This window comes from Ferruginibacter yonginensis (genome assembly GCF_042651465.1).
In the GTDB taxonomy this organism is placed as follows: Bacteria; Bacteroidota; Bacteroidia; order Chitinophagales; family Chitinophagaceae; genus Ferruginibacter; species Ferruginibacter yonginensis.
Genome location: NZ_JBHSCZ010000001.1, coordinates 1,435,243 through 1,460,044 on the forward strand (window position 1 = coordinate 1,435,243; position 24,802 = coordinate 1,460,044).

Consider the following 24,802-nt stretch of genomic DNA (forward strand, 5'->3'; position numbering starts at 1 on the left):
TTAAATATGTAAATAAATTATTTCTTTTTTGTAGAAAGGCTTTGTAAAAATTTGTCTAATGCGCTTACCATACCTGGAGATTGTGGTGTTGGTGCTTTAATGTCTAAAGATAGCCCAGCATCTTCAGCAGCCTTAAATGTATTTAAACCGAAACCGCCTAATTTGGTACCGTTTTGTTTAAAATCAGGTATGTTTTCTAATAAACTTTTAACACCACCTGGCGTAAACAAGCATATAACATCATAATTTTTAGCTATTACAGATTTTATGTCGTTGCTAACTACTTTATATAAAACCGGTGTAGCAAATTCGCATTGGTGATTTTTTAACCAATTGGTTACTTCACTATCAAACGATTCTGAACATGGGTACAAAAACTTTTCATGTTCTTTGTGTTTATTAATAACATCGAACAAACTTTTGTTGGTACCATCTGCACCATAAAATACTTTACGCTTACGGTATAAAATAAATTTTTGAAGGTATAGTGCTACTGCTTCTGTGATGCAGAAATATTTAGTTTCTTGCGATACAGTAACTTTCATTTCATCGCATATGCGAAAGAAATGATCAATAGTGTTTCTGCTAGTGAATATTACAGCAGAATATGCAGCAATATCAATTTTTTGTTTACGGAACTCCTTTGCAGGCACCCCCTCAATAATTACGAATGGAAAATAATCAACTGCTACATCGTACTTAGCAATTATTTCTGAATAAGGCGACTTAGCACTTTCTGGCTGTGCCTGGGCAATCAATATTTTTTTAACCTTTTTGGCCGAAGAAACTACAGCCTTCTCTGCGTTTTTTACCATACCGATTTTCCTATGAGGATGCAAAATTACGAATTATTACTTATAAACATCATTACAGTTTTATAAATTAGCATAATCGGCAATATTTCTACTGAAATGATATACAAAAGGAAGTGAAAACCAGCTACTTTAAACTTATGCTGCAACATACTGTATGAACGCAAATACCTAAGTATTACAACTAGGCTTAGCAACAATATTGATATAAAAATAACAATTGCAACTATTTTTTGAACACTAAATGCCATAAAAAGTATAATGGGCAATAAAAAAATACCAATTACTTTATTAATAAGAAATACAATAAATATATAGGTATTAGCTGCAGATTGGTAACCTGTAAGCCAACCTGATAGTTTAAGAACCAAAAATTTTACAAAATAACATATGCCTACTGCGGCAATGCAATAAAAGCATAACAATGCGTTATGCGTTGTATCACCAAGAATTTTATTATGAACATATAAATAAATATAAATGCCCGTAACTATAACAAAATTGAGGTTAAAAATTAGTGACGGTATTTTGGCTTGCTCTAACTGATCGGTTAATTGGTTTTGCCGTAATGATGAATTAAAAAATACCCGAAATAAAGTATTGAAATACCTTGAAAAAAAAGTTCGCATTAAACCAACTAACAAAAACAATAAACTTATAATGTAAAAAAAAGGCTCATTGCTTTGCCTATTTTTAACTTTCGTTACAAAAGCTTGTGGCGTTTGCTTAGCGTTTAATAAGAAGTTACTATCTAATAAACGAACCATCGGTTGCTTTTGGGGCGCTTGTTTATTAACGACAGTATCAATAGTAGGTTTACTTAACAACGTAGTATCAACAGCTGTTTGGGCTTGCAACTTAAAAAGAAACAGTAACCAAAATACCCCAAAAGCAAGTAAGCGTTTCACTAAATTAATTTTTGCAAAAATAAGTAGTTGCCATTCAATGTTATTTAAAAATAGTTAACATAACCAAAATGAATTTTAGCAGCTTGCCTAATATTAAAAGGAATATCATTACGCTTGCCCAATGCCAAACTTAAGTTTAACAAACCTGCTTTTGTTTCGTAAGCAATGCCAAGACCAGTACTTACAAAATTATTACTCAGTTTTACATTTTGGTAGGTTGCTTTAGTGCTTCCATAATCTACAAATCCAAAAAAGTAAGAATTTAAGCCCAATAATGAACGGTATTCTGCTGTTAACACTGCATATTGGGTAGCATATATACTTTCTTCATCAAACCCTCTTAATAATTTATACCCACCAATTTGAAAAATTTCGTTTCTAAAAATGGTTGGGCTGCTATACAATCCTCCATGTAAACTAGCTTTAAAAGTACTAGCTTTTGAAAGCTGAAAATACTTACTAGCAAAAAGTTTTACCCTTAATTGATACGTTTTTAATTGAATAGAATCGTACAACGAAGCATAGTTAAAACTGTTACTTTTTAGAGAAATAATATCGTTGTTTTTTTGGATGCTTTTTAAACCAGTTAAGGCGGTAATACCAACATCAAACCCACTTAATGGATTGTACCTATAATTTGTATTGTTAAACTCGTAGGTAATACCAGCGTTAGTAGCTTTTACATCAATATTAGTAGGTAAGGTTTTGGTTTGTTTAATCATATTTGTATCAATACCACCTAGCAATAAATTTGTATTTTGAAACTGAGCAAACACTTTACCAACCTGATTTTTACCGAGGTTTAGCTGTACACCTACTTGAGCGTTTACTTGCAAAAAACTACTATCTTTTTTAAATAATTCAAATAAGGTACTCAGTCCAAATGCAGATTTTAGAAAAAAAGGTTTATCGTACCCTACATTTAACCTTGGCGATTTGGGCTGCAGGGCTTGGTATTTGAATAACAAGCCTTCGCCTGCACCAAAAACATTTTTTAAATCAAGATTTACATCACCCGTAATCTGTAGTTTACCCGTATTATTTGCATCTGGCAAAAATCCGAAAATAGCACTTGCTTCGCTGCTCTTTTTATTGTCAACATATAAATTTAAAATAGCGCCACTACCCAACATATTGAGGGTTGATGGTTGTTGTGTTTGGGCATATGGCAACTCCAACATGCGTTTATCAACCTCTTTTAATTTTTCTCGACTATAAATACTCCCATTTATAATATTGAGGTAACGCTGTAAAAATTTGGCATTGAGTTTTAGTTTTCCGTAGTTTTTAATACTATCAATTTTATAAATATTGCCTTTATTGCCCATTAATACAGCAGTAATTTGATTGTTATTAATACTTACACTATCTAAATACACCGAAGCAAATGGGTAACCATCATTTTCATATATAGATAATAATTGCTCTTTAAGCCGATTCACTTCTGCTATGTTCATTGGCTTGTTATTAAAAACCTTATCAGTATAACCAGCTTTGCTCAATATATTTTTATCAAACCCGTATGTTCTTAACTGTACCCAATTGTATTGCGTACCTACGTATAGCTGTATAAAAATAGTAGCATTTATTTCCCAAATACTATCAACAGAAGCCACTAAAAAACCTTTGTTGGCTAACAGTTGTGGCAAGTTATTGATGTATTCGTATGCTTGTTGTTTTGTAACAAAACTTGTTTTAATGACGGGCAGCGGTGTATTGATTGTATCTTTGTATTGCACAGTAAGGGTTACATTATTAGGAACCGCTATTTGCGTTTGTGCTTTTACACATAAATGTAGTACACAAGCCAGCATTATTAAAAATGTATGTTGCCCTATTTTTTTTAAAGCCATGTGCATGCGCTATGGTTCAATTTTTTGTAAAAGTAAAGCTATAATTATTTGTCTGGTATTTATATTCATATTCCATTTTGTAGACAAGCCTGCAATTATTGCAATTTCCATTTTTCAGTATCGCTGCAACATAAAAAAGCAATGGTGGCTGCTATTGTGCAAGAAATTACATCAAGGTTAAACTTTATTCCTTCAAAAAAAATTGCCACCGTTTATATTGGTGGCGGTACACCTAGTTTATTATTGGCAGATGAGTTATCACAAATAATTACAGCTGTATACCAACAATTTGATGTAGCAGCTGATGCAGAAATAACCCTTGAAGCCAACCCCGATGATATTAATGACGCCTCTTTACAAACATGGCTACATTTGGGCATCAATAGATTATCAGTAGGTTTACAATCATTTAATGAGAACGAATTGAAGTGGATGAATAGGGCCCACAATGCCACACAATCTATTGAAAGTATTGCGGCGATAAAACGAGCAGGTTTTCAACAATTTTCGGTTGATTTAATTTACGGTTCACCCTTACAAACTGATGAAGATTTGATTCGCAATTTCAACATTATTGCCGCTGAAAAAATACCACATATATCATGTTATGCCTTAACAGTTGAACCGGGTACTTTACTCAATCAACAAATTGCCAAACAAAAAATGAGTAATGTAGATGCAGATAAACAAGCTGCACAATTTGAGTTATTGTTACAATTAATGAAAAATGCAGGCTACGAGCAATATGAAATCAGTAACTTTTGTTTACCAGGCCACCGCAGTAAACACAATAGTAGCTATTGGCAAGGCAAGCCTTATTGGGGCTTTGGCCCATCAGCCCATAGTTTTAATGGTGAAAATATAAGACGTTGGAACGTAGCAAATAATAGCATTTATATAAAATCTATAGAAAATAATATAGTTGCCTTTGAAGAAGAAATACTTACCAAAGACCAACAATTTAATGAGTATGTTATGACAGCATTACGTACCATAGAGGGAATCAATACCACTATTATAAAAGAAAAATTTGGGGGCGACTACCTTTCGCTTCTATCAAAAAATATTGAAAAATATACCACAAACGAGTTACTTGTAATAAATGATGATTGTGTAGTGGTAACTGCCAAAGGCAAGTTTTTGGTAGACGGTATTGCTAGTAATTTATTTGTATAAAGCCGTTAAATCAACAATGATTCAATTTTTTTAAACCCAGCTTTTGCATGTACGCCATTCCATAAAATATCATACACTGTGCTTGCAATAGGCATATCTGCTTTTACTTTTTGGTTAATAATGTACATACATTTTGCTGCATTGTACCCTTCAGCAACCATACTCATTTCAAGTTGTGCATTTTTTACTGAATACCCTTTACCTACCATGTTTCCAAAGGTTCTGTTACGGCTAAATAAGGAGTAACAGGTTACCAACAAATCACCTAAGTAAACAGAGGCAGCATAATTAGCATGTAAATTTTCAATGCCATTACTGGTATGGTCCATATAACCTACTTCTGCATTTATAATACCAGCTTTTCGTAAAAACCCAGCCATTTCATCGGCACTGTTTGCAATAAGTACGCTTAAAAAATTATCACCATAATCAAGCCCATGCACTATACCTGCTCCAACTGCATAAATATTTTTTAGTACTGCTGCATACTGCACCCCATAAATATCTTTATTTAAAACTGTGTTGAGGTAAGGTGTTTTAAAATGTTGTGCAATGTTTTTATTCATATCAGCATCAACACCAGTAAAAGTGAGGTACGATAGTTTTTCAGAAGCAACTTCTTCAGCATGACAAGGCCCTAACAATGCAAAATAATTTTCGATACTTACATTAAAATGTTTTGCCAAATAATCATTCAACAATTCATTTTCATCTGGTAAAATACCTTTAACAGCCGATACAATTTTTTTACCCTCAAAACTATTTTTTTGTAACTGCGATAACGCATTAATTGTAAAAGCAGATGGTATAGCAATTACAATAACATCTGACTGGTCAACTACTTCTTGTGCATTGGTGGTGAGTTGTAGTTTATTAATATCGAAACGGGCACTAGCAAGGTATTGCGGATTGTGATGCGATATTTTAAAAGATTCAATAGCCTCTGCACTTCTATTCCACCAACAAATACTATTACCATTATCAGTTAAAATTTTTGCAATAGCAGTACCCCAACTTCCACTCCCTAATATGCCAAATTTCATGATGTAATTTTTAATAATATAAACTGTTACTTTATTTACAGTCCTAAATTTTCAACGGCTTTAAATGCCGCTAACTGGCTAGCATCTTTCTTATTAAAGCCTTTAGCTTGTGCAATAACTTCACCATCAATAGTAGCACCAATGGTAAACAAACGTCTGCCGCCTTCCATTGATTCATTCACAATAACAAAGGTTAAAGATTTACCATTTTTATTAGCCCAGCCGTATAATTTATTTTTGATGTTAATTTCAATACTTTCCAATTCATCTGTAAACATATGATTAGAAATGATGTATTGCTCAACCCACTGTTGTGTTTTTTTATAGCCTTTATCTAAGTACACTGCACCTATCAGTGCCTCCAAGGTATTGCCGAATATTTGTGATTTCTTTAAAGCAGTGTCTAACTTATTGTAGATGGTAATTTTTTTAAGCCCCATACGCACCGCTATTTCATTTAACTTCTGACGATTTACCATTTTACTTCTCATCTCAGTTAAAAACCCTTCATCTTTATATGGGTATTTCATAAAAAGAAAATGAGCAATAATAGCACTCAGTACCGCATCACCCAAAAACTCTAAACGTTCATTATTTTCATCGGCCCCTTCACGTACAGAACGGTGGCTCAAGGCTGTTTTATACAACTGTACATCACCCGGTTTAAAACCCAACACGTTTTGTAGTTGTTTTTTAAAATCCTTTTTTTGGGGCTCATCTATAAAAATGCCTTGTATGTATAGTAATGTTTTTTTGATATACTTTTTTTGCTAAAATTAAAGAATTTGAATGGAAACATTTGCTTAATCTTTGATTTTCAACATCAAAAAAATATTGAAAAATATACAAACACCCATAGCAATGCTAGGCTATTATTAGCAATAACTAGTAAAATAAATTAAAATAGAATTTAAGCTTTGTACTTTTTAATAATCACACTTGCGTTGTGACCACCAAACCCAAAAGTATTACTCAATGCAGCATTCACCACTTTGTGTTGTGCTTTATTGAAAGTAAAGTTTAATTTAGGATCTAGCTCCGGATCATCAGTAAAGTGATTAATGGTAGGCGGAACAATATCTTTAGTAACCGCTAATATACAAGCCAAGGTTTCTAATGCGCCTGCAGCACCTAAACAGTGGCCGGTCATACTTTTTGTAGAACTAATATTAAGATTATAAGCATGATCACCAAAAACGCTTAAAATAGCTTTGGTTTCAGCAATATCACCTAACGGTGTTGACGTACCATGTACGTTAATGTAATCGATTTCTGTTGGTTGCATACCTGCATCTTGCAATGCGGCATTCATAACATTTTTGGCACCTAACCCTTCTGGGTGTGGAGCTGTAATATGGTGTGCATCAGCAGTAGCACCACCACCGGCAATTTCACAGTATATTTTTGCACCACGAGCTAGTGCATGCTCAAGGCTTTCAATAACTAAAACACCAGCACCTTCTCCCATAACAAACCCATCACGATCTTTATCGAATGGGCGACTTGCCGTTTCTGGTGAATCGTTTCTTTCGCTGAGCGCTTTCATGGCATTAAAACCACCTACCCCAGCTGCACTTACAACCGCTTCGCTACCACCTGTAACTACAACATCGGCCTTGCCCAAACGAATGGTATCAAAAGCATCAATAATAGCGTTGGTTGATGAAGCACATGCACTTACAACAGCATAGTTTGGTCCCCTAAAACCATGTTTCATAGATATTTGACCAGCGGCAATATCTAAAATCATTTTAGGTATAAAAAATGGATTGAAACGAGGCGTTCCGTCACCATTTGCAAAGTTTACTACTTCTTCTTGAAAAGTAATTAAACCACCAATACCGCTAGCGAAAATAACGCCTACTCTATCGGGATTTGCATTTTCTGGCGTAATACCAGCATCTTTCACTGCTTCATCAGCTGCAATCATAGCAAACTGTGTAAAGCGATCCATTTTACGGGCTTCTTTACGGTCTAAATAAGTAGCAGCGTCAAAATCCTTTACCTCACATGCAAAACGAGTTTTGAATTTTGATGCATCAAATTGTGTAATCATAGCACAGCCACTCACACCATCTGTTAAACCTTGCCAATATTCATCAACAGTTTTTCCGATGGAAGTAAGTGCACCAAGGCCAGTTACTACTACTCTTTTTAAAGCCATAAATTGTACGAGTGAAAGTTAAAAATGTTCGAATGCTTTATAAAAAAGCATTCGAACCAGTAATTACTTTGCGTTTTCTTCTAAATAAGAAACAGCTTGACCAACAGTTGTGATTGTTTCAGCCTGCTCATCAGGTATAGAAATGTTGAACTCTTTTTCAAATTCCATGATAAGCTCTACAGTATCTAGGCTATCTGCACCTAAATCATTGGTGAAAGAAGCTTCGGTAGTAACTTCTGCTTCATCAACACCTAGTTTATCAACGATAATTTTTTTGACTCTTGTAGCGATGTCTGACATGTTTGTAATATTTAGTTAATACGGTGCAAAAATATACTTTTTGATAAAAAAACAATCATTTTAAAAAATTTGTTACAATATGTTTTTAAACATTCTTTGTGCAACAAATAAAATTTATAGATAAATAGCACAATTTATATGGAAAATATACCCCAAACGCAATAAACACAACACTTTATAAAAAATAATTTTGGGGTAAAGCAATTTTTTTTATTTGTTTTTATTCAAAAAAAATAGCAAGCTCGTATGTAAAATTTTATTATTCAACAATGTTTTTTCGTAATTTGATAAAACAAATACCTAAAAAACTTGATATGGCGTTAAAACAAATTGATCACGGTAGTAATGAATACCTGCAAATGGTACAGTTAAGAGATATGGTATTGCGTCGCCCCTTGGGTTTAACATTTAACCACGATGAATTGATGGCCGAAAAAGATGATATTCTAATTGTTTGTAAAGAAGATGATGATATATTGGGATGTTGTATTTTAACCAAAATAGATGAAAGTACCGTGAGGTTACGCCAAATGGCCGTACCAGATAAGCTTCACGGTAAAGGTATTGGTGCACAAATAATTCACTTTGCAGAAAATATTGCAAAAGATAAGGGCTTTAAAACCATTACCATGCATGCAAGAGATGCAGCCATTGGTTTCTACGAAAAATTTGGCTACAATATTAAAGGCACTCAATTTATAGAAGTAAACTTACCGCACCATATTATGGAGAAAATGCTGTTATAACATTTACGATTTTACAATTTTTGCGGCGAAAATTTTTCGGGCTTCATGTTCTTCATCACCCACAAAAGCATCTTTTGGAATAATAAAAAATGACCTTGGGTTAAAATATAAATGAAAGAAGTGTGGACTTTCCATCCATGTGCTAAAGGTAGCCCAATCCCAACCTTTGTGGCCTCGGGCATTTTCAATTGCAAATTGCTGTGGCCCCAACACCGCACTAAACGAATCTTTAAATGTTTGTGTTTGCTTATAAATTACTTGAGGCAATAAAAACCAAAATAATATCATTAACACAATCCATAATATGGAGCTTATTAAAAATGCCAAAGGGCTCACAACCTTAAAATAAAATAAAACGGCAGAAAGTATTGCAAAACCGTTCACTACTAACATCATCACTTTAATTTCGGGCCTACTAATAAAGTGGTAACGCAATGCTTGTATTACTTTAGATTTTTGATAAGTAAATGGTGCTGATGTCATGCTGCAAATATAATTAATAAGCCATCAATCTGTACAAGTAATAGGTACAATAACGCCACCACCATCAATAGGTAAACCGCCAATTACCCTATTATTGATACTTACATTTACAAATTGTATATAAGTGTTTTTGTCGTTATTATTAGGTGTTGTAATAGCCACTAAGGGTTTAGTATCACCAAATGCAACTGGTATTAAACGTTTACATGAAACCCCAGCGTTTACTAAAGTTTCATATACTGCCAAAGCCCGTTGAGCCGATAATGATTGTGCATTAATACTAGGTTTATTTGGTACCACATTACTTTCAATACGCAGTAAACTGATGTATTTTTTATCGTTTAAATATTGTTTAATGATTAATACAGCAGCTTTGCCATCGTCTGTTAAAACACTGGTATTACCAATAAAAGTTACGGGCATACTTATAACCACTTTATTACCTTCTAATTGATACTGTTGTGCGTTAGTAATTAAACTAACATTTATGCAAATAAATATTAAAAAATATTTCATACAGTATTAATTATTTAGTTCGCTTTTAATTCACTTTCGTTTACGCTCCATGTTCCTAAAACTGCACCCTTTACGCCAACAAAATCAACCTTTAGGGTACGCTTATTTTTAGCACCACTTACGCTAATCTTACCAAAATTTTGTGCTTCTACCAATGTATTAGCAACCCTATACGGACTATTTTTCTCTACACCCGTAACTTTTGAAACCCCCGATGTATAAGGCGATATAGTAACATCGTATAAAGGATATTGTTGTGGCCTTTCCATTTTTACAACTTCACTATGGTGCCTATCACCCGTAAAAAATAGTACCCCATTAATTTTTTGATTGGTAATAAATTGAAGTAATTGTTGGTATTCGTAAGGATAACGTTGCATACTTTCTGCTTTATCTAACGGATTTAAAACTTGACTACCTACTACAATTATTTTAAAAGTGGCATTGCTAAAACTTAATTGGTTTTGCAACCATTCCATTTGGGCAGCACCAAAAAAATGTTTTTGTGGCGATGGTTGTCCGTTCACACTATCAGGCATTTCATCTTCACTTCTAAAGAAACGGTCATCGGTTAAAAATATATCAACATCGCTGTAGCTAATTTTGGTGTAAATACCTTTTTCATCTTCACCATAACTAGGGTTGAGCATATAATTTTTAAAAACATTTCTACTTTCATTTTTTAAAATATAACTTTTGCCTGCGTCGTTAGGTCCGTAATCATGATCATCCCAAATAGCATATTGTGGCATGCTGGCCATAAAAGGCTGTAAGGCTTTTTGTGCCCTGTCATGCGAAGCCCTATAGTTCAACCCCCAAGCATCATTGTAATCAACTTCCCTTGTATACCAATTATCGCCCATCCAAACATGAAAGGCTGCTGCTGTGTTGGCCATTGTGTAAAAAATACCATCAGTATCGCCATAAGGCTTGCCTGGCCTATCGTATATCGGTTCATTAAAGTAGGCGCAACTACCTGCTAAAAAACTAAAATCTGGTGCTGGTTTACGCCATTGCCACAAATCTTGTGTTGTAAACTGAGTTGCAAAGGGTACGTTTATTTTTTTACCATCTATAATAATTGTGTAGGTGTAGGTAGTGTTAAATTTTAAGCCGTTTAAATAAATTTTTACTGGGTTAAAGTCTAACCCTAAAGCGCCCTTATACGCCACTATTTTTTTATTAATCGGATTGTTTTTTTCAACAAATTCAACGGCCACCATTTTAACAGAAGGTGCGACTTCAGCCCAAATAACCGCTGTACGCATTTGTACATTACCTGCCCATGGGCCACTTACTAACGGGTTTTGTTGTGCCACTATTAACTGGCTAATGAATAAGGTAATAAAAAGGACAACAAAGTGTTTTTTTACAGAAAACATTTTTTAAAATTTTAGTAAAAGTAGTAGTTAGTATAAGGTAGTGGTATTAATAAATTATCAACTTACTTTTCATTGTAGTTTGGGATTGTTAAGGTGCCTATCAGCATCTCTTATTGTTTTTTTATCAAAGTTTTTTTGCAAAGCTTCCGTAAGGTTTACACCTGTTTGGTTGGCCAAGCAAATAAGTACCCAAAGTACATCAGCCATTTCATCGGCTATTTGGTGTTGCTCATCACTTTTTTTAAATGATTGTTCACCATATTTTCTTACCATAATTCGTGATAACTCCCCTACTTCTTCCATTAAAATACCAAGGTTAGTCAATTCGTTGAAATAACGAACGCCTACTGTTTTTATCCACTCATCTACTTGTTGTTGTGCTGCGGCTAATGTTAATGATTGCTCCATTTATATTTTATTTTTTGAATCGATGATGATGGTTAAAGGGCCATCGTTTACCAATGCTAATTGCATATCGGCACCAAATACACCTGTACCAACCGGCTTACCTAATTGTTGCGTTACTGCTGCTACAAAAGCCTCGTATAATGTTGCAGCCAATGGTGGCTTTGCAGCTTTTATATATGACGGTCTGTTCCCTTTTTTAGTAGCAGCATGTAAGGTAAATTGACTTACAATGATGACATCGCCACCAACATCTTTCACACTTAAATTAGGTATAGCAGCCTCATCATTAAAAATACGAAGCTGTACTAATTTTTGTGAAAGCCATTGCACATCGTCATCAGTATCAGCATCCTCTACCCCTACCAAAACAAGTAACCCCGTTTTTATAGCAGCATGTATTTGCCCTGCAATAGTAACACTCGCTTGCGTTACACGTTGAATAACTATTTTCAAAATTGAATAACTAATTGGTTTATAATGTTGGTAAAATTAAATGGAAGTTATTGGATTGTATTAAAATGATACCTTTATTAAAATTTGCAACAACAAAATGGATAACAACGATATTTTAAAGAAATTAAGGGTAGCATTATCACTTCGCAATGAAGATATTATTGAAATTTTAAAACTCGTTGATTTTGAGATTAGCAAAGGCGCATTGGGTGATTTTTTTAGAAACCCTGACCATCCGGGTTATGTGGTGGCACAAGACCAAGTGCTGCGTAACTTTTTAAATGGATTAATCATTTACAAACGTGGTCCTATGCCTCCTTCAAAAAGAGCTTTGCAGGATGATGATGCTGCAAAATAAAAAGGTATTTTTTGTTTGAAAAGCTACATCTTCTTAAAAAAGCCATGCTTGCTTTATATTTGCAGCTATGGCAAATGAAATAAATAATTTTTCCGAGATCATTTCTCACTGTAAAGAATATGGCTACATTTTTCAAAGTAGCGAATTGTATGATGGCTTAAGTGCTGTGTACGATTATGGCCAAATGGGCGCCCAACTCAAAAAAAACTTAAGGGATACTTGGTGGAAAAGCATGACCCAAATGCATGATAACATTGTGGGTATTGATGCTGCTATTTTTATGCACCCAACTGTTTGGAAAGCTAGTGGGCATGTTGATAATTTTAGCGATCCCATGATTGACAATAAAGACAGTAATAAAAGATACCGTGTAGATCATTTAATTGAAGGTTTTGCTGATGAGCAAATAGCTGCAGGAAATGAAACATTAGCAAAAGAAGTATTAGCTCAAATGGATACTTTACTAGCTGCTGATGATTACAGCGGACTTAAAGAATTAATAGAAGCTAATAATATAAGATGTGCTATTAGTAAAACCAGTAACTGGACAGCCATTCGCCAATTTAACCTCATGTTTAAAACGGAGTTTGGAGCAGTAGCTTCTGACAATCCTGATGATAATATTGTATACCTACGCCCCGAAACGGCACAAGGTATTTTTGTAAACTTTTTAAATGTGCAAAAAACTGGTCGTATGAAAATACCTTTTGGTATTGCACAAACCGGTAAAGCATTTAGAAATGAAATTGTGGCCCGTCAATTCATTTTTAGAATGAGGGAATTTGAACAAATGGAAATGCAATTTTTTGTTCGCCCTGGCACACAAAAACAATGGTATGATTACTGGAAAACCACCCGTAAAGCATGGCACGAAAGTATTGGTATACCTGCTGAAAAATTACGTTTTCACGACCATGTTAAACTAGCACATTATGCTGATATGGCGTTGGATATTGAATTTGAATTTCCATTTGGTTGGAAAGAATTAGAAGGTATACATAGTAGAACTGATTTTGATTTAACACAACATGCTACATATAGCAAAAAGAAGATTCAATATTTTGATAATGATTTAAATGAAGAAGGTAAACCGTACGGCAACTATACACCGTTTGTTGTGGAAACTTCTGTTGGTTTAGATAGATTATTTTTAACTGTATTGAGTTTGGCTTACCAAAACGAAAAATGGACCAAAGAAGATGGTACTGAAGATGGCAGAGTGGTATTAAAAATACCGGCTAAAATTGCCCCAACTAAATTGGCCATTTTGCCATTGCTTAAAAAAGATGGATTACCAGAAATTGCCAAATCGTTGTTAGATGATTGCAAAGAAAGTTTCCATTGCTTTTATGAAGAAAAGGATGCCATTGGTAAACGTTACCGCCGTATGGATGCGATTGGCACACCGTTTTGCGTAACTATTGATCATCAAACAAAAGAAGACAATACAGTTACAATAAGATACAGAGATGATATGCGCCAAGAACGCATTGCTTTAAGCGATGTAAAAGTGTTGGTTGAAAAATTGATAAAATAAAAAATAAAGCCCTTGAAATTTCAAGGGCTTTATTGTGGTTAGACCTATAAGGTTTTGAAAACCTTATAGGTCTTTAAACTGATTTTACACCACTACATTTATCATTCTACCTTTCACGAAAATAAATTTCTTTACAGGTTTGCCATCAAACCATTTGGTTATAGCCTCTGTACCCATTACAGCTACTTGTGCTTCAGACTCCGTAACTTCTGTTGGCAATACAATACTGCTACGCATTTTACCATTAATTGATACAGGGTATTCTTTTGTAGCTTCTACCAAATAACTTTCGTTGAGTATTGGGTAAGGTGCTTCTAATATACTTTCAGTATTACCCAATTGGTGCCACAACTCTTCAGCAATATGCGGTGCATAAGGTGATAATAAAATTAATACCTGCTCCAAAATTTCTTTTTTATGGCACTTAGCATCCGTTAAATCATTTACACAAACCATAAAAGCACTCACCGCTGTGTTGTAAGAAAACTGCTCGGTATCTTGTTCAATTTTTTTAATGGTTTTATGCAATATTTTATACTCTGGTTGAGTAGGCGTTTCATCAACAAAAACGGCTTTACCTGGCTCTTTGGTAGCTGGGTTTGCATCAGTATAAAACAAGCGCCATAATTTTTTTAAGAAACGATGTACGCCTTCAATACCTTTTGTATCCCATGGTTTGCTTTGCTCTACCGGACCTAAAAACATTTCGTACATACGAAACGTATCAGCACCGTATTTATCAACCAACACATCAGGGTTAACGGTGTTGTATTTTGATTTTGACATTTTTTCAACTTCATTGCCACATACATATGTACCATTATCTTCTAAAATAAAAGTGGCATTGGCATACTCTCCATTTTTCCATTGTTTAAAAGCATCTACATCTAGCACCATACCATCAACAATGTTTACATCAACATGTAATGCATTGGTTTCGTATTGCTCTTTTTTAGAAGCTGTTACAAACTGTTGTGTTCCTGCAACTCTGTAAACAAACCTACTACTCCCTTGTATCATGCCTTGGTTAACCAACTTTTTAAAGGGCTCATCAAAACCAATAAAACCAAGGTCGTACAATACTTTTGTCCACATACGGCTATAAAGCAAATGCCCTACTGCATGTTCCGTTCCGCCAATGTACACATCAACTTGTCCCCAATAATCGCTGGCTGCCCTATCGCAAAAGCTTTCGGTATTATGTGGATCCATATAGCGTAAAAAATACCATGATGAACCAGCATAACCCGGCATAGTAGATGTTTCTCTTTTGCCTTGTGGCGTTTGTACCCAATCGGTAATATTAGCTAGTGGTCCTTCACCTTCTGGGCCTGGACCATAAGTATCAACATGTGGCAACGTTAAAGGCAAAGCAGTTTCAGGCAAAGCTTCGGCAATGCCCTCATTCCAAATAATAGGAAATGGCTCACCCCAATAACGTTGGCGACTAAAGCCAGCATCTCTCATACGATAATTTACCTTACGCTTGCCTACACCAATTTTCTCTAAAGCATCAATAGCTGCACCAATAGCTTCTTTCATCACCATACCTGTTAAAAAGTCTGATAATTGCAACACTGCTTCTTTGGTAGGGTTAGCGGCTTCGCCAGTATAATGTTCACCAATGATATTGGTAATAGGTATGTTAAAATGTTTGGCAAAACCAAAGTCACGTTGATCGCCACAAGGCACCGCCATAATAGCCCCTGTACCATAGCCAGCCAATACATATTCAGCAATCCAAATAGGTATTAATTGCCCATTAAAAGGATTTTTTGCATAGGCTCCGGTAAAGCAACCTGTAATTTGTTTTACCTCTGCCATACGCTCTCTATCACTCCTGCTTTTTACATAAGTAAGGTACTCATTCACTGCATTGCTTTGTGCAGCAGTTGTAATGCTAGCCACCAATGCATGCTCTGGTGCCAATACTAAAAAATCTACCCCAAAAATAGTATCAGGTCTAGTAGTATAAACAGTTATTTTTTCGTTATGTTCGGCAATGCCAAATTGTATTTCGGCACCTTCACTTTTGCCAATCCAGTTGCGTTGCATTTCTTTCATGGCATCGCTAAAATTTACCGTTTCGAGGCCTTGCAATAAACGATCAGCGTATGCCGTAATACGTAAATACCATTGGCGCATTTTCTTTTTTTCTACTGGGTGGCCGCCACGTTCACTCACACCATTTACCACTTCATCGTTCGCCAATACGGTACCCAATGCCTCACACCAATTTACTTCCCCAAATTTTGAAAAAGCCAAACGACGTTCCATCAACACATCAGCTTGCTGTTGTGGTGTAAACTGTAACCATTGTGCTGCAGTAAAATGCTTACTGCCTTTGGTAGCGTACTTTTCAATAAGCTCACTAATGGGCCTTGCTTTTTGTTGGGTATTACAGAAATAGCTATTGTATAATTTTAAAAATAGTTGCTGGGTAAACTTGTAGTAACTAGCATCGCTGGTTCGTACCTCACGGCTCCAATCGTAACAAAAACCAATTTTATCGAGTTGTGCTTTAAACGTAGCAATATTTTTTTCGGTTGTTACAGCAGGATGTTGCCCCGTTTCAAGTGCATATTGCTCCGCAGGTAATCCAAAACTATCAAACCCCATGGGATGCAATACATTAAAACCTTTATGCCTTTTGTACCTGCTATAAATATCGCTGGCAATATAACCTAACGGATGCCCCACGTGTAAACCTGCACCACTTGGGTAGGGAAACATATCAAGCACATAAAATGATGGTTTGTTTGATGTGTTGCTTACTTTGTATGCATCGGTTGCTTTCCAATGCAATTGCCATTTTTGCTCAATACTCCTGAAATCGTACTCCATACTACTTTGTAAATTTTGTAACCTTTAAATGAAACGATAATTGATATTGCAATGCCACATAAACTCACTATTTGTTGCCAAAAGTTACCATGCTGGGCCTGCGTGAGGGATTGCAGCGAATACCCCACAGCTGCAGCCTTGTGCAAAGCCTTGCGGTGAGGAGTAGTAGCGTAAAGCCCGACCGACGAAGGAGGGCACGCCACACAAAAAACTTTTTAACAAATTAATAAGCAGCGTTATTGCTCAGCTTAAAATATATTTGAACATAATATATTGGGCAGCGCCCAAAATTAAAGTAAACATTACAAAATACTTTATTTTTGTAAGCATCACCATTAAATAACAAAAACGCTTAACTCATTTTTAATATGGCTCAACTCGGTAAAGGATCAAGTAAAAAAGGAAAAACAAGTTATATAGGAGCCATTATTGGTGTATCGCTGGTACTATTTTTATTTGGTATTATGGGTTGGTTTTTCTTAAACCTTCGTAAAACCGGCGACTATTTTAAAGAAAGTATACAAGTACATACCTATTTAAATAGAGATGCATCTAAAAAACAAATTGATAGTTTAACTCAATACATAGCATCGTTACCCTACGCCAACAGAGTGGAGTATGTTACCAAAGAAAAAGCGATGCAAAAGTGGAATCAAGAAAATGATAGCACTTGGAAACAATTTTTAAGCAATAACCCGTTACCGGAAAGTATTGATTTTTATGTGAAGGCCGACCATGTGGAGCAAGATAGTTTAAACTTATTGGCTACCAATTTACAAACCATTTACCCCGGTGTAATTTCGGAGTTTCAGTTTCCTACAGAAACGGTTACCAAAGTGAGCAAATTTGTAAAAACGGTTGGTTTAGTGTTTTTAATTTCTGCAATTATATTAACGGTACTAGTTGTTTTTTCTATTGATAATACCATACGCTTGGCCATGTATAGTAACCGTTTTATTATTAAAACCATGCAAATGGTTGGTGCTACTCGTTGGTTTATTGCAAAACCTATTAATAAAAGAGCGGTTATTAATGGCTTAATAGCATCGGGCATTGCCATTGCTGCCGTTTGGGGCTGTATTGGTTTAATTGAACAATTTAGGCCTGAGTTTAAGGTATTGCATGATAATAATGGCTTACTCGTTTTATTCTTCATTATTATTGTTTTGGGTATTACCATTACTTTAGTGAGCACCCACCGTGCTGTAATAAAATACCTCCGCATGAAATTGGATGATTTATATTAATTACAAACGAATTATATTGCAGTTTTAATAAAAGATTATGCTGAAAGAAAAAAAGGAAGCCGCTGCGCCAATAGCACCACAAAGTTTATTTGGTAAAGAAAATTATGTATGGATGCTAAGTGGTTTAATTGTACTAGCATTAGGATTTTTTTTAATGGCTGGTGGTAAAAGTGCCGATCCTAAAGTGTTTGACCCAAAGGAAGTGTACAGTCCTGTTAGAATTACAGTGGCTCCTATATTAATTATTATAGGTTTTGTTTTAGAAATTGTAGGTATCATGAAAAAAAGTAAGTAACACTTACAATTAATTTTCAACCTTTATTAAATATGTAATGCTATGAAATGCGCCGGAAGTGAAATGCTTTCAGCGCATTTTTTATTAAAATTTACCTAACAAAAAAACACATACATGAATTTATTTGAAACTATTGTAATTGCCATTGTTGAAGGCTTAACTGAATTTTTGCCCGTATCATCAACTGGGCACATGATTATTGCTGAACGTTTTTTAAATGTTACCGAAACAGATTTTGTAAAAGTATTTACCGTTGCAATACAGTTAGGCGCCATATTAGCAGTTGTTGTTTTGTATTGGAAAAAGTTTTTTGATTTTACAAAATGGCAGTTTTATTTAAAATTATTGATAGGCGTAATACCTGCTATTATATTAGGATTGTTATTCTCTAAAAAAATTGATGCATTGTTAGAAAGTGCTACTACAGTAGCCATTGCATTGCTTTTGGGCGGTATTGTGTTATTATTTATTGATAAATTTTTTAACAAGCCCACTATTGAAAACGATACTCAAATTAAACCCATGAATGCTTTTGCCATTGGTATGTGGCAATGCTTGGCAATGGTACCGGGTGTTAGCAGAAGTGCCGCTTCTATTATTGGCGGTATGCAACAAAAATTAACCCGTAGCGCTGCTGCTGAATTTTCATTTTTTTTAGCAGTACCTACCATGTTAGCTGCAACCGGTTATAAATTATTGAAATATTATAAAGATGCTGGTGGTTTTAGTAGCGAAGAAATGAAGATGTTGGCTGTTGGTAATTTAGTAGCTTTTGTAGTAGCACTATTGGCCATAAAATTCTTCATCAATTTTGTAAAAAAATATGGCTTTAAAGTTTGGGGTATTTATAGAATTATTGCAGGACTAATTTTATTATTTTTAATTTACAAAGGCTACATACAAGGCTAACATGTTAGCATTAAAAATAAACTGAACTTCCATTACCAAATTATCATCATGCAAACTGCTCCTAAAAAAGTTTTAAATGGTTGGGCCATGTACGATTGGGCTAACTCAGTATACAATTTAGTAATTACCACTACTTTTTTTCCTGCGTATTATGCAGCCGTTACTGGTGTGGAAAATGAGCAGTTTAAAGATGGGGTTACATTTTTAGGCCGCCGTTTTGTAAATACTGAATTGAAAGATTATGTATTGGCATTCGGATTTTTAATAGTAGCATTGATGTCACCCATATTATCATCTATTGCAGATTATAAAGGCAACAAAAAAAACTTTATGCGTTTCTTTTGTTATATGGGTGCATTGAGTTGTAGCTTGATGTTCTTTTTTGATGGTAACCATGTTACCCTTGGCCTCATGTGCTTTATGTTTGCCGGTATTGGCTTTTATGGTAGCCAAGTTTTTTATAACTCTTACTTGCCAGATATTGCTGCAGATGCCGATATGGATCGCATAAGTGCCAAAGGCTACACCATGGGGTATATTGGTAGTGTTATTATGCAAATGATTGGCTTTGCATTGGTAATGTTGATGCCCAAAGGTGCTTTGCCTTTACAATTAACGTTTTTACTTGTAGGTATTTGGTGGGTAGCCTTCGCTCAAATAACTTTTAAAACATTACCTATGAGTAGTAAGGCTGAGCGTAATGATAAAAAAAATGTAATCGCCAATGGGTTTGCTGAACTTAAAAAAGTAGGACACCAAGTACAACAAATGCCTGTTTTAAAAAGCTACCTCACCGCTTTTTTCTTTTACAGTATGGGTGTACAAACCGTTATGCTAGTTGCGATTGATTTTGGTATTAAAGAGTTGAAGTTAGCGAACGAAAAATTGATCATTACAGCTGTAATTATTCAACTTGTGGCCATTGTAGGTGCCATTGCTATGAGTAAATTATCTAACAAAATAGGCAATTTAAAAGTACTCATTTTTACCGTGCTGTTATGGATTGGAGTTTGCATTGCCGGCTATTTCATTACAACTGAAATACACTTTTACATCATCGCATCATTGGTAGGTTTGGTAATGGGTGGTATACAATCAATGAGCCGCTCAACCTACTCTAAATTAATGCCTGAAACCAAAGACACAGCTTCATTTTTTAGTTTTTATGATGTTACTGAAAAACTAGCGATTGTAATTGGCTTATTTACTTTTGGTGTTATTGAAGGGGTGAGCAGCATACGCCAATCAATATTATCATTAGTGGTATTTTTTGTAATTGGCTTTTTGTTTTTAATAATTACAAATAAAAGGCAAAATAAAACTGCTCAACTTAACTAATCAATCAACTTTTTATATGAAATTATATAGTGTAAACGCCGGTCATTTTAAATTAGATGGTGGCGCTATGTTTGGCGTAGTACCTAAAAGCATGTGGAACAAACTCAACCCAGCAGATGAAAACAATATGTGTAGCTGGGCATTGCGTTGTTTATTAATTGAAGATGGTAATCGCCTTATATTGGTTGATACCGGAATGGGCAATAAACAAGATGCCAAATTTTTTGGTCATTATTACATGCATGGCGATGATACACTTGATACATCATTAGCAGCAAACGGCTTTCACCGTAACGATATTACTGATGTTATATTAACGCATCTTCATTTTGACCATTGTGGTGGTGCTATCGAAAAAGAAGGTGATTTATTGGTGCCTGCATTTAAAAACGCTACATATTGGAGTAACGAACGCCACTGGAAATGGGCTACCAACCCAAACCCTAGAGAAAAAGCCAGTTTTTTAAAAGAAAATATTTTGCCGATTGAACAAAGCGGCCAATTAAAATTTATTGAAACAGCTGCCCATGATTTTCCGGTTAATGTTAGTATTAGACAAGTATTTGGGCATACTGAAGCGATGATGTTACCCCAAATTAACTACAAAGGAAAAACGATTTTATATATGGCAGATTTATTACCATCTGCAGCACACATTCCAATACCTTATGTAATGGCCTATGATATGTTTCCGTTAACAACCCTCAACGAAAAACAATCATTTTTAACTGAGGCGCAACAGAATGACTTTGTTTTGTTTTTTGAACACGACCCAACTATTGAGTGTGGTACATTACAAATGACAGAAAAAGGTATTCGTTTAAAAGATCATTTTAAGCTTTCTGAGTTGTAAATCAATACATTAGATAAAAAACAGCCACTAAAACAACGATAATCGCATTTTGCTGCCTAACTTATTTTGGTAAAACGGAATATTTCGTTAGTTTTAGCATGAAGTACAACTTCAAACCCACATTACTAACCATAAATTAAATTCAAAATGGCAGAAAAATTAACAGCTTATTGCATGAAGACCAAAGAAAAAAATGTTCCTATGCAAGATGCGGTGATCACAAAAACGTCACGTGGTGGCTATATGGCTCAAGGGCATGATGGTAAAGGTAATAAAATGACTACCATGCTAGGTGAAGCCAAAGCATTGCAAGCTATTAAAGATGGTGTTGCAAAAAAAGGTTGGTAATATCAACTCAGTTTATACAAAAAAGTCATCTTTTCGATGGCTTTTTTTATGCCCATACCTCCATGATTTTAAATGAAATTGATCCCACAATTACAAAGTGTTAAAAAAATATTAACTTAGAAGGAATCAAAGAAACATGAAAAAAATTGTACGCATCACCATTACCACATTAATATTACTTTATAATACAGCCTACGGTCAGTACGTAATAAATGGTACAACCGTTATGGAAACATGTAACTGCTATCAATTAACAGCTGCACAAAATACGCAGAACGGTAGTGTTTGGAATACAAACAGCATTGATCTTACACAATCGTTCACATACAATTTCGATGTATTTTTTGGCTGTTCAGATGGAGCTGATGGATTAGCATTCGTAATGCAAAAAACAGGTACCAATGTTTTAGGTATTGGCGGTGGTGCAATGGGTGTTGGAGGTATTGCTACTTCTGTTGCTGTTACTTTTGATACGTACCAAAATAGTAGTCCGGATAATGACCCTTTATACGACCATATAGCCATTCAATTAAACGGTGATGTTAACCACGGTACTGCCAACACTATTACACCCTTAACCCCCATTTCATTTACCAATAATGATGTGGAAGATTGTGCGTACCACAGAGTAAGGGTATTATGGGATGCCCCAAGCACTACCTTAAAAGTTTTTGTAGATGGTGTACAGCGCATTAGTGTAGTAAGAGATTTTGTGAATACCGTTTTTGGTGGCACCAATTTGGTATACTGGGGTTTTACAGGTGCAACAGGTGGATTGAACAATGTGCAAAAATTTTGTAGAACATTAGCACCAAAATTTTATTTTGCACCTACACAAAAAAAATGTGCAGGTCAAGCCATCACTTTTTTAGATTCATCCATCACATTCAATGGCGTAGTAAAACGCTACTGGAATTTTGGTGATGGCAGCAATATTGATTCAGTAAGTGTAAACCCAGTTCATACCTATGCTACGGCAGGCAATTACAATGTTACCTTAACAGTTTTAGGTATTGATGGGTGTTCTGATGTATACCCACTCACCATTACAGTTGGTGCAAAGCCAATAGCTGGCGTAAGCATTACTGATAGTTGTGTTACTAACAGTATTTTGTATACAGATGCATCATCAGTAAGTAATAGCAGTATTAATGCTTGGTATTGGAATTTAGATGATGGCAACCCTGCTACTACTGTTCAAAACCCTAGTACTACTTACACTAGTTTTGGTGTTAAAACGATTAAACATGTTGTAACTTCTGCAGAAGGTTGTATATCAGATACGCTAACAAGACCAACCAATATTAGACCTGTACCTATGGCACAATTTAACTTAACAGATACCGTATGCAGGGGTACAACTTTAACCATTACAGATAATAGTACTGTTGCAGATGCTGGGGCCATACAAGCATGGCAATGGCAGGTTGATGGTAGTAATACAAGTACGCAATCGAGTTTTAATTATACGTTTAATACGCCTGGCAACCACCAAGTATCACTTATATCATCAAGCATTAGCAATAGTAGTTGTGCTAGTGCTCCAGTGCAAAAAACAATTTTTGTAGTTGATAAACCGAAGGCTGCAACTAAAGTAATTCGCCCTTGTGTTAATGTGTCAACGCAACTACTTGACTCTTCATATACCACTGATGGCTTGGCCATTGTAAGCTGGTGGTGGGACCTCGGTAATGGACAAACATCTACCCAACAAAACCCTACTTATACATTTACTAATACTGGTAATAATTTGGTAAGATTGGTGGTTACCAATAGCAGAAATTGTATATCAGACACATTAGATATCAACATAAATGTTGGCGCAACCCCTATTGCAAATTTTGGATATGTGCCCATTGTTTGTAATGCCACCAATGTGCAGTTTGCAGACTCATCTACCGTAAACAATAGCAGCATCGCAACATGGCAATGGGTAAGCCAAGGCAATACATTCAGCACTATACAAAACCCTAATCAAAGTTTTAACTATGGCAACCAAAGCGTAACACTCACTGTAACCAGTGCTTTGGGCTGTACAAGTGCACCTATTACAAAAACATTTACGCTTCGTAAAACCCCTGAAATTGCCGTTCAGTTTAACGATGCATGTAAAAATGCTGCTGTATTATTTACTGCTACCGAAACCAACACCAACATTGGTATAAACAATTGGCAATGGCGTTTTGGTGATGGTAGTAATGGTATAGGCAACCCTGTAAATCATACTTATTCATCAAATGGTGCTTATCAAATATCATTAATTGCTACATCCATTGAAGGTTGCCCAAGTGCGCCTTACATTGATACCATTAATATTTACGGCACCAATGCGTTTGCTGGTAACGATACTATTACAGCAGCGCAGCAGCCTGTACAATTACAAGCTACGGGTGGCTTAAGCTACGAATGGTCGCCTAGTACAGGGTTAAGCAGTACCAACATTGCTAACCCAATTGCCACTTTACAAAACGATCAAACTTATTACCTAAAAGCGTTTACTCCAGAAGGTTGTGAAAGCTATGACACCATAAAAATAAAAATTTACAACGGCCCTGAAATATATGTACCCACTGCATTTTCACCTAACAAAGATGGTAAAAATGATATTTTAAAAGCGTTCCCTGTTGGTATAAAAAGCTTTGATTATTTCATTGTATATAACCGGTACGGACAAATTGTTTTTAGAACAACTGATTACTTTAAAGGTTGGGATGGTAACTTTTTGGGAAGTCCGCAGGGTAATGGTAGTTACGTTTGGATAGCATCAGCAACAGATTTTAGAGGTAATAAATTATTTAGAAAAGGCTCCGTTTTATTAATACACTAATT

24 protein-coding genes are annotated in these 24,802 nt (G+C 35.2%); 11 read left to right on the forward strand and 13 right to left on the reverse strand.

Annotated elements, in window-relative coordinates; genetic code table 11:
- Window positions 1-17: 17 nt before the first annotated feature.
- From ACFOWM_RS06415 to ACFOWM_RS06425, 3 genes are read right to left on the reverse strand one after another with little or no spacing between them, the layout of a single operon-like run.
- Window positions 18-815, reverse strand: a complete 798-nt coding sequence (locus ACFOWM_RS06415) for a uroporphyrinogen-III synthase (protein ID WP_379707972.1) — start codon at window positions 813-815, stop codon at window positions 18-20.
- Window positions 816-841: 26 nt separating this feature from the next.
- Window positions 842-1,720: a DUF4271 domain-containing protein gene (locus ACFOWM_RS06420; RefSeq protein WP_379707974.1), complete on the reverse strand. Its 879-nt coding sequence runs from the start codon at window positions 1,718-1,720 to the stop codon at window positions 842-844.
- Window positions 1,721-1,764: 44 nt separating this feature from the next.
- A complete protein-coding gene (locus tag ACFOWM_RS06425; protein WP_379707976.1) occupies window positions 1,765-3,573 on the reverse strand; it encodes a ShlB/FhaC/HecB family hemolysin secretion/activation protein in 1,809 nt (602 codons plus the stop codon).
- Between the two features lie 48 nt (window positions 3,574-3,621).
- Here ACFOWM_RS06425 and hemW point away from each other — a divergent pair, with 48 nt between their 5' ends.
- The gene (gene hemW, locus ACFOWM_RS06430) at window positions 3,622-4,749 is read left to right on the forward strand and encodes a radical SAM family heme chaperone HemW (RefSeq protein ID WP_379707978.1); all 1,128 of its coding nucleotides are present in this window, start codon (window positions 3,622-3,624) and stop codon (window positions 4,747-4,749) included.
- A 5-nt stretch (window positions 4,750-4,754) separates the two neighbouring features.
- Here the strand turns inward: hemW and ACFOWM_RS06435 are convergent, their stop codons facing one another.
- From ACFOWM_RS06435 to ACFOWM_RS06450, 4 genes are all read right to left on the reverse strand, one after another.
- Window positions 4,755-5,792, reverse strand: coding sequence for an NAD(P)H-dependent glycerol-3-phosphate dehydrogenase (locus tag ACFOWM_RS06435; RefSeq protein ID WP_379707980.1), 1,038 nt, complete (start codon window positions 5,790-5,792; stop codon window positions 4,755-4,757).
- A 35-nt stretch (window positions 5,793-5,827) separates the two neighbouring features.
- Complete coding sequence (rnc, locus tag ACFOWM_RS06440) at window positions 5,828-6,469, reverse strand: ribonuclease III (protein WP_379707982.1); 642 nt, start codon at window positions 6,467-6,469, stop codon at window positions 5,828-5,830.
- A 233-nt stretch (window positions 6,470-6,702) separates the two neighbouring features.
- Entirely contained in the window at window positions 6,703-7,956 is a 1,254-nt protein-coding gene (fabF, locus tag ACFOWM_RS06445; RefSeq protein ID WP_379707984.1) for a beta-ketoacyl-ACP synthase II, read from the reverse strand.
- Between the two features lie 63 nt (window positions 7,957-8,019).
- Entirely contained in the window at window positions 8,020-8,256 is a 237-nt protein-coding gene (locus ACFOWM_RS06450; RefSeq protein WP_379707986.1) for an acyl carrier protein, read from the reverse strand.
- Window positions 8,257-8,570: 314 nt separating this feature from the next.
- On the opposite strand from ACFOWM_RS06450, the gene ACFOWM_RS06455 reads away from it, so the two are divergent.
- Window positions 8,571-9,002, forward strand: coding sequence for a GNAT family N-acetyltransferase (locus tag ACFOWM_RS06455; protein WP_379707988.1), 432 nt, complete (start codon window positions 8,571-8,573; stop codon window positions 9,000-9,002).
- Window positions 9,003-9,005: 3 nt separating this feature from the next.
- On the opposite strand, the gene ACFOWM_RS06460 is transcribed toward ACFOWM_RS06455, so the two are convergent.
- The 5 genes from ACFOWM_RS06460 to dtd all read right to left on the reverse strand — a co-directional run bounded on the left by ACFOWM_RS06460 (window position 9,006) and on the right by dtd (window position 12,244).
- Window positions 9,006-9,485: a YcxB family protein gene (locus ACFOWM_RS06460; RefSeq protein ID WP_379707990.1), complete on the reverse strand. Its 480-nt coding sequence runs from the start codon at window positions 9,483-9,485 to the stop codon at window positions 9,006-9,008.
- A gap of 24 nt (window positions 9,486-9,509) precedes the next feature.
- A complete protein-coding gene (locus ACFOWM_RS06465; protein ID WP_379707992.1) occupies window positions 9,510-10,001 on the reverse strand; it encodes an OmpA family protein in 492 nt (163 codons plus the stop codon).
- Between the two features lie 14 nt (window positions 10,002-10,015).
- Window positions 10,016-11,320 (reverse strand): alkaline phosphatase D family protein, encoded by a 1,305-nt coding sequence (locus tag ACFOWM_RS06470; protein WP_379707994.1) that lies wholly within the window; start codon window positions 11,318-11,320, stop codon window positions 10,016-10,018.
- A 132-nt stretch (window positions 11,321-11,452) separates the two neighbouring features.
- Complete coding sequence (locus ACFOWM_RS06475) at window positions 11,453-11,791, reverse strand: nucleotide pyrophosphohydrolase (RefSeq protein WP_379707996.1); 339 nt, start codon at window positions 11,789-11,791, stop codon at window positions 11,453-11,455.
- Window positions 11,792-12,244, reverse strand: a complete 453-nt coding sequence (gene dtd / locus ACFOWM_RS06480; RefSeq protein ID WP_379707998.1) for a D-aminoacyl-tRNA deacylase — start codon at window positions 12,242-12,244, stop codon at window positions 11,792-11,794.
- 97 nt (window positions 12,245-12,341) lie between these two features.
- Here dtd and ACFOWM_RS06485 point away from each other — a divergent pair, with 97 nt between their 5' ends.
- Together ACFOWM_RS06485 and ACFOWM_RS06490 are read left to right on the forward strand one after the other, a co-directional pair.
- Window positions 12,342-12,602, forward strand: coding sequence for a DUF1456 family protein (locus ACFOWM_RS06485; protein WP_379708000.1), 261 nt, complete (start codon window positions 12,342-12,344; stop codon window positions 12,600-12,602).
- A gap of 67 nt (window positions 12,603-12,669) precedes the next feature.
- The gene (locus ACFOWM_RS06490; RefSeq protein ID WP_379708002.1) at window positions 12,670-14,139 is read left to right on the forward strand and encodes a glycine--tRNA ligase; all 1,470 of its coding nucleotides are present in this window, start codon (window positions 12,670-12,672) and stop codon (window positions 14,137-14,139) included.
- 84 nt (window positions 14,140-14,223) lie between these two features.
- On the opposite strand, the gene leuS is transcribed toward ACFOWM_RS06490, so the two are convergent.
- Window positions 14,224-16,983, reverse strand: coding sequence for a leucine--tRNA ligase (gene leuS / locus ACFOWM_RS06495; RefSeq protein ID WP_379708004.1), 2,760 nt, complete (start codon window positions 16,981-16,983; stop codon window positions 14,224-14,226).
- A 368-nt stretch (window positions 16,984-17,351) separates the two neighbouring features.
- Here leuS and ACFOWM_RS06500 point away from each other — a divergent pair, with 368 nt between their 5' ends.
- The 7 genes from ACFOWM_RS06500 to ACFOWM_RS06530 all read left to right on the forward strand — a co-directional run bounded on the left by ACFOWM_RS06500 (window position 17,352) and on the right by ACFOWM_RS06530 (window position 24,800).
- Complete coding sequence (locus ACFOWM_RS06500; protein ID WP_379708006.1) at window positions 17,352-18,230, forward strand: cell division protein FtsX; 879 nt, start codon at window positions 17,352-17,354, stop codon at window positions 18,228-18,230.
- Between the two features lie 37 nt (window positions 18,231-18,267).
- Window positions 18,268-18,525 (forward strand): DUF3098 domain-containing protein, encoded by a 258-nt coding sequence (locus ACFOWM_RS06505; RefSeq protein WP_379708008.1) that lies wholly within the window; start codon window positions 18,268-18,270, stop codon window positions 18,523-18,525.
- 114 nt (window positions 18,526-18,639) lie between these two features.
- On the forward strand, window positions 18,640-19,434 hold the full coding sequence (locus ACFOWM_RS06510) for an undecaprenyl-diphosphate phosphatase (RefSeq protein ID WP_379708010.1): 795 nt from the start codon (window positions 18,640-18,642) through the stop codon (window positions 19,432-19,434).
- A gap of 48 nt (window positions 19,435-19,482) precedes the next feature.
- Window positions 19,483-20,772, forward strand: a complete 1,290-nt coding sequence (locus ACFOWM_RS06515; protein WP_379708012.1) for an MFS transporter — start codon at window positions 19,483-19,485, stop codon at window positions 20,770-20,772.
- A gap of 16 nt (window positions 20,773-20,788) precedes the next feature.
- The gene (locus ACFOWM_RS06520; protein WP_379708014.1) at window positions 20,789-21,625 is read left to right on the forward strand and encodes an MBL fold metallo-hydrolase; all 837 of its coding nucleotides are present in this window, start codon (window positions 20,789-20,791) and stop codon (window positions 21,623-21,625) included.
- 147 nt (window positions 21,626-21,772) lie between these two features.
- Window positions 21,773-21,973, forward strand: coding sequence for a hypothetical protein (locus ACFOWM_RS06525; RefSeq protein ID WP_379708016.1), 201 nt, complete (start codon window positions 21,773-21,775; stop codon window positions 21,971-21,973).
- Window positions 21,974-22,109: 136 nt separating this feature from the next.
- The gene (locus ACFOWM_RS06530; protein WP_379708018.1) at window positions 22,110-24,800 is read left to right on the forward strand and encodes a PKD domain-containing protein; all 2,691 of its coding nucleotides are present in this window, start codon (window positions 22,110-22,112) and stop codon (window positions 24,798-24,800) included.
- The last annotated feature ends 2 nt before the right edge of the window (window positions 24,801-24,802 follow it).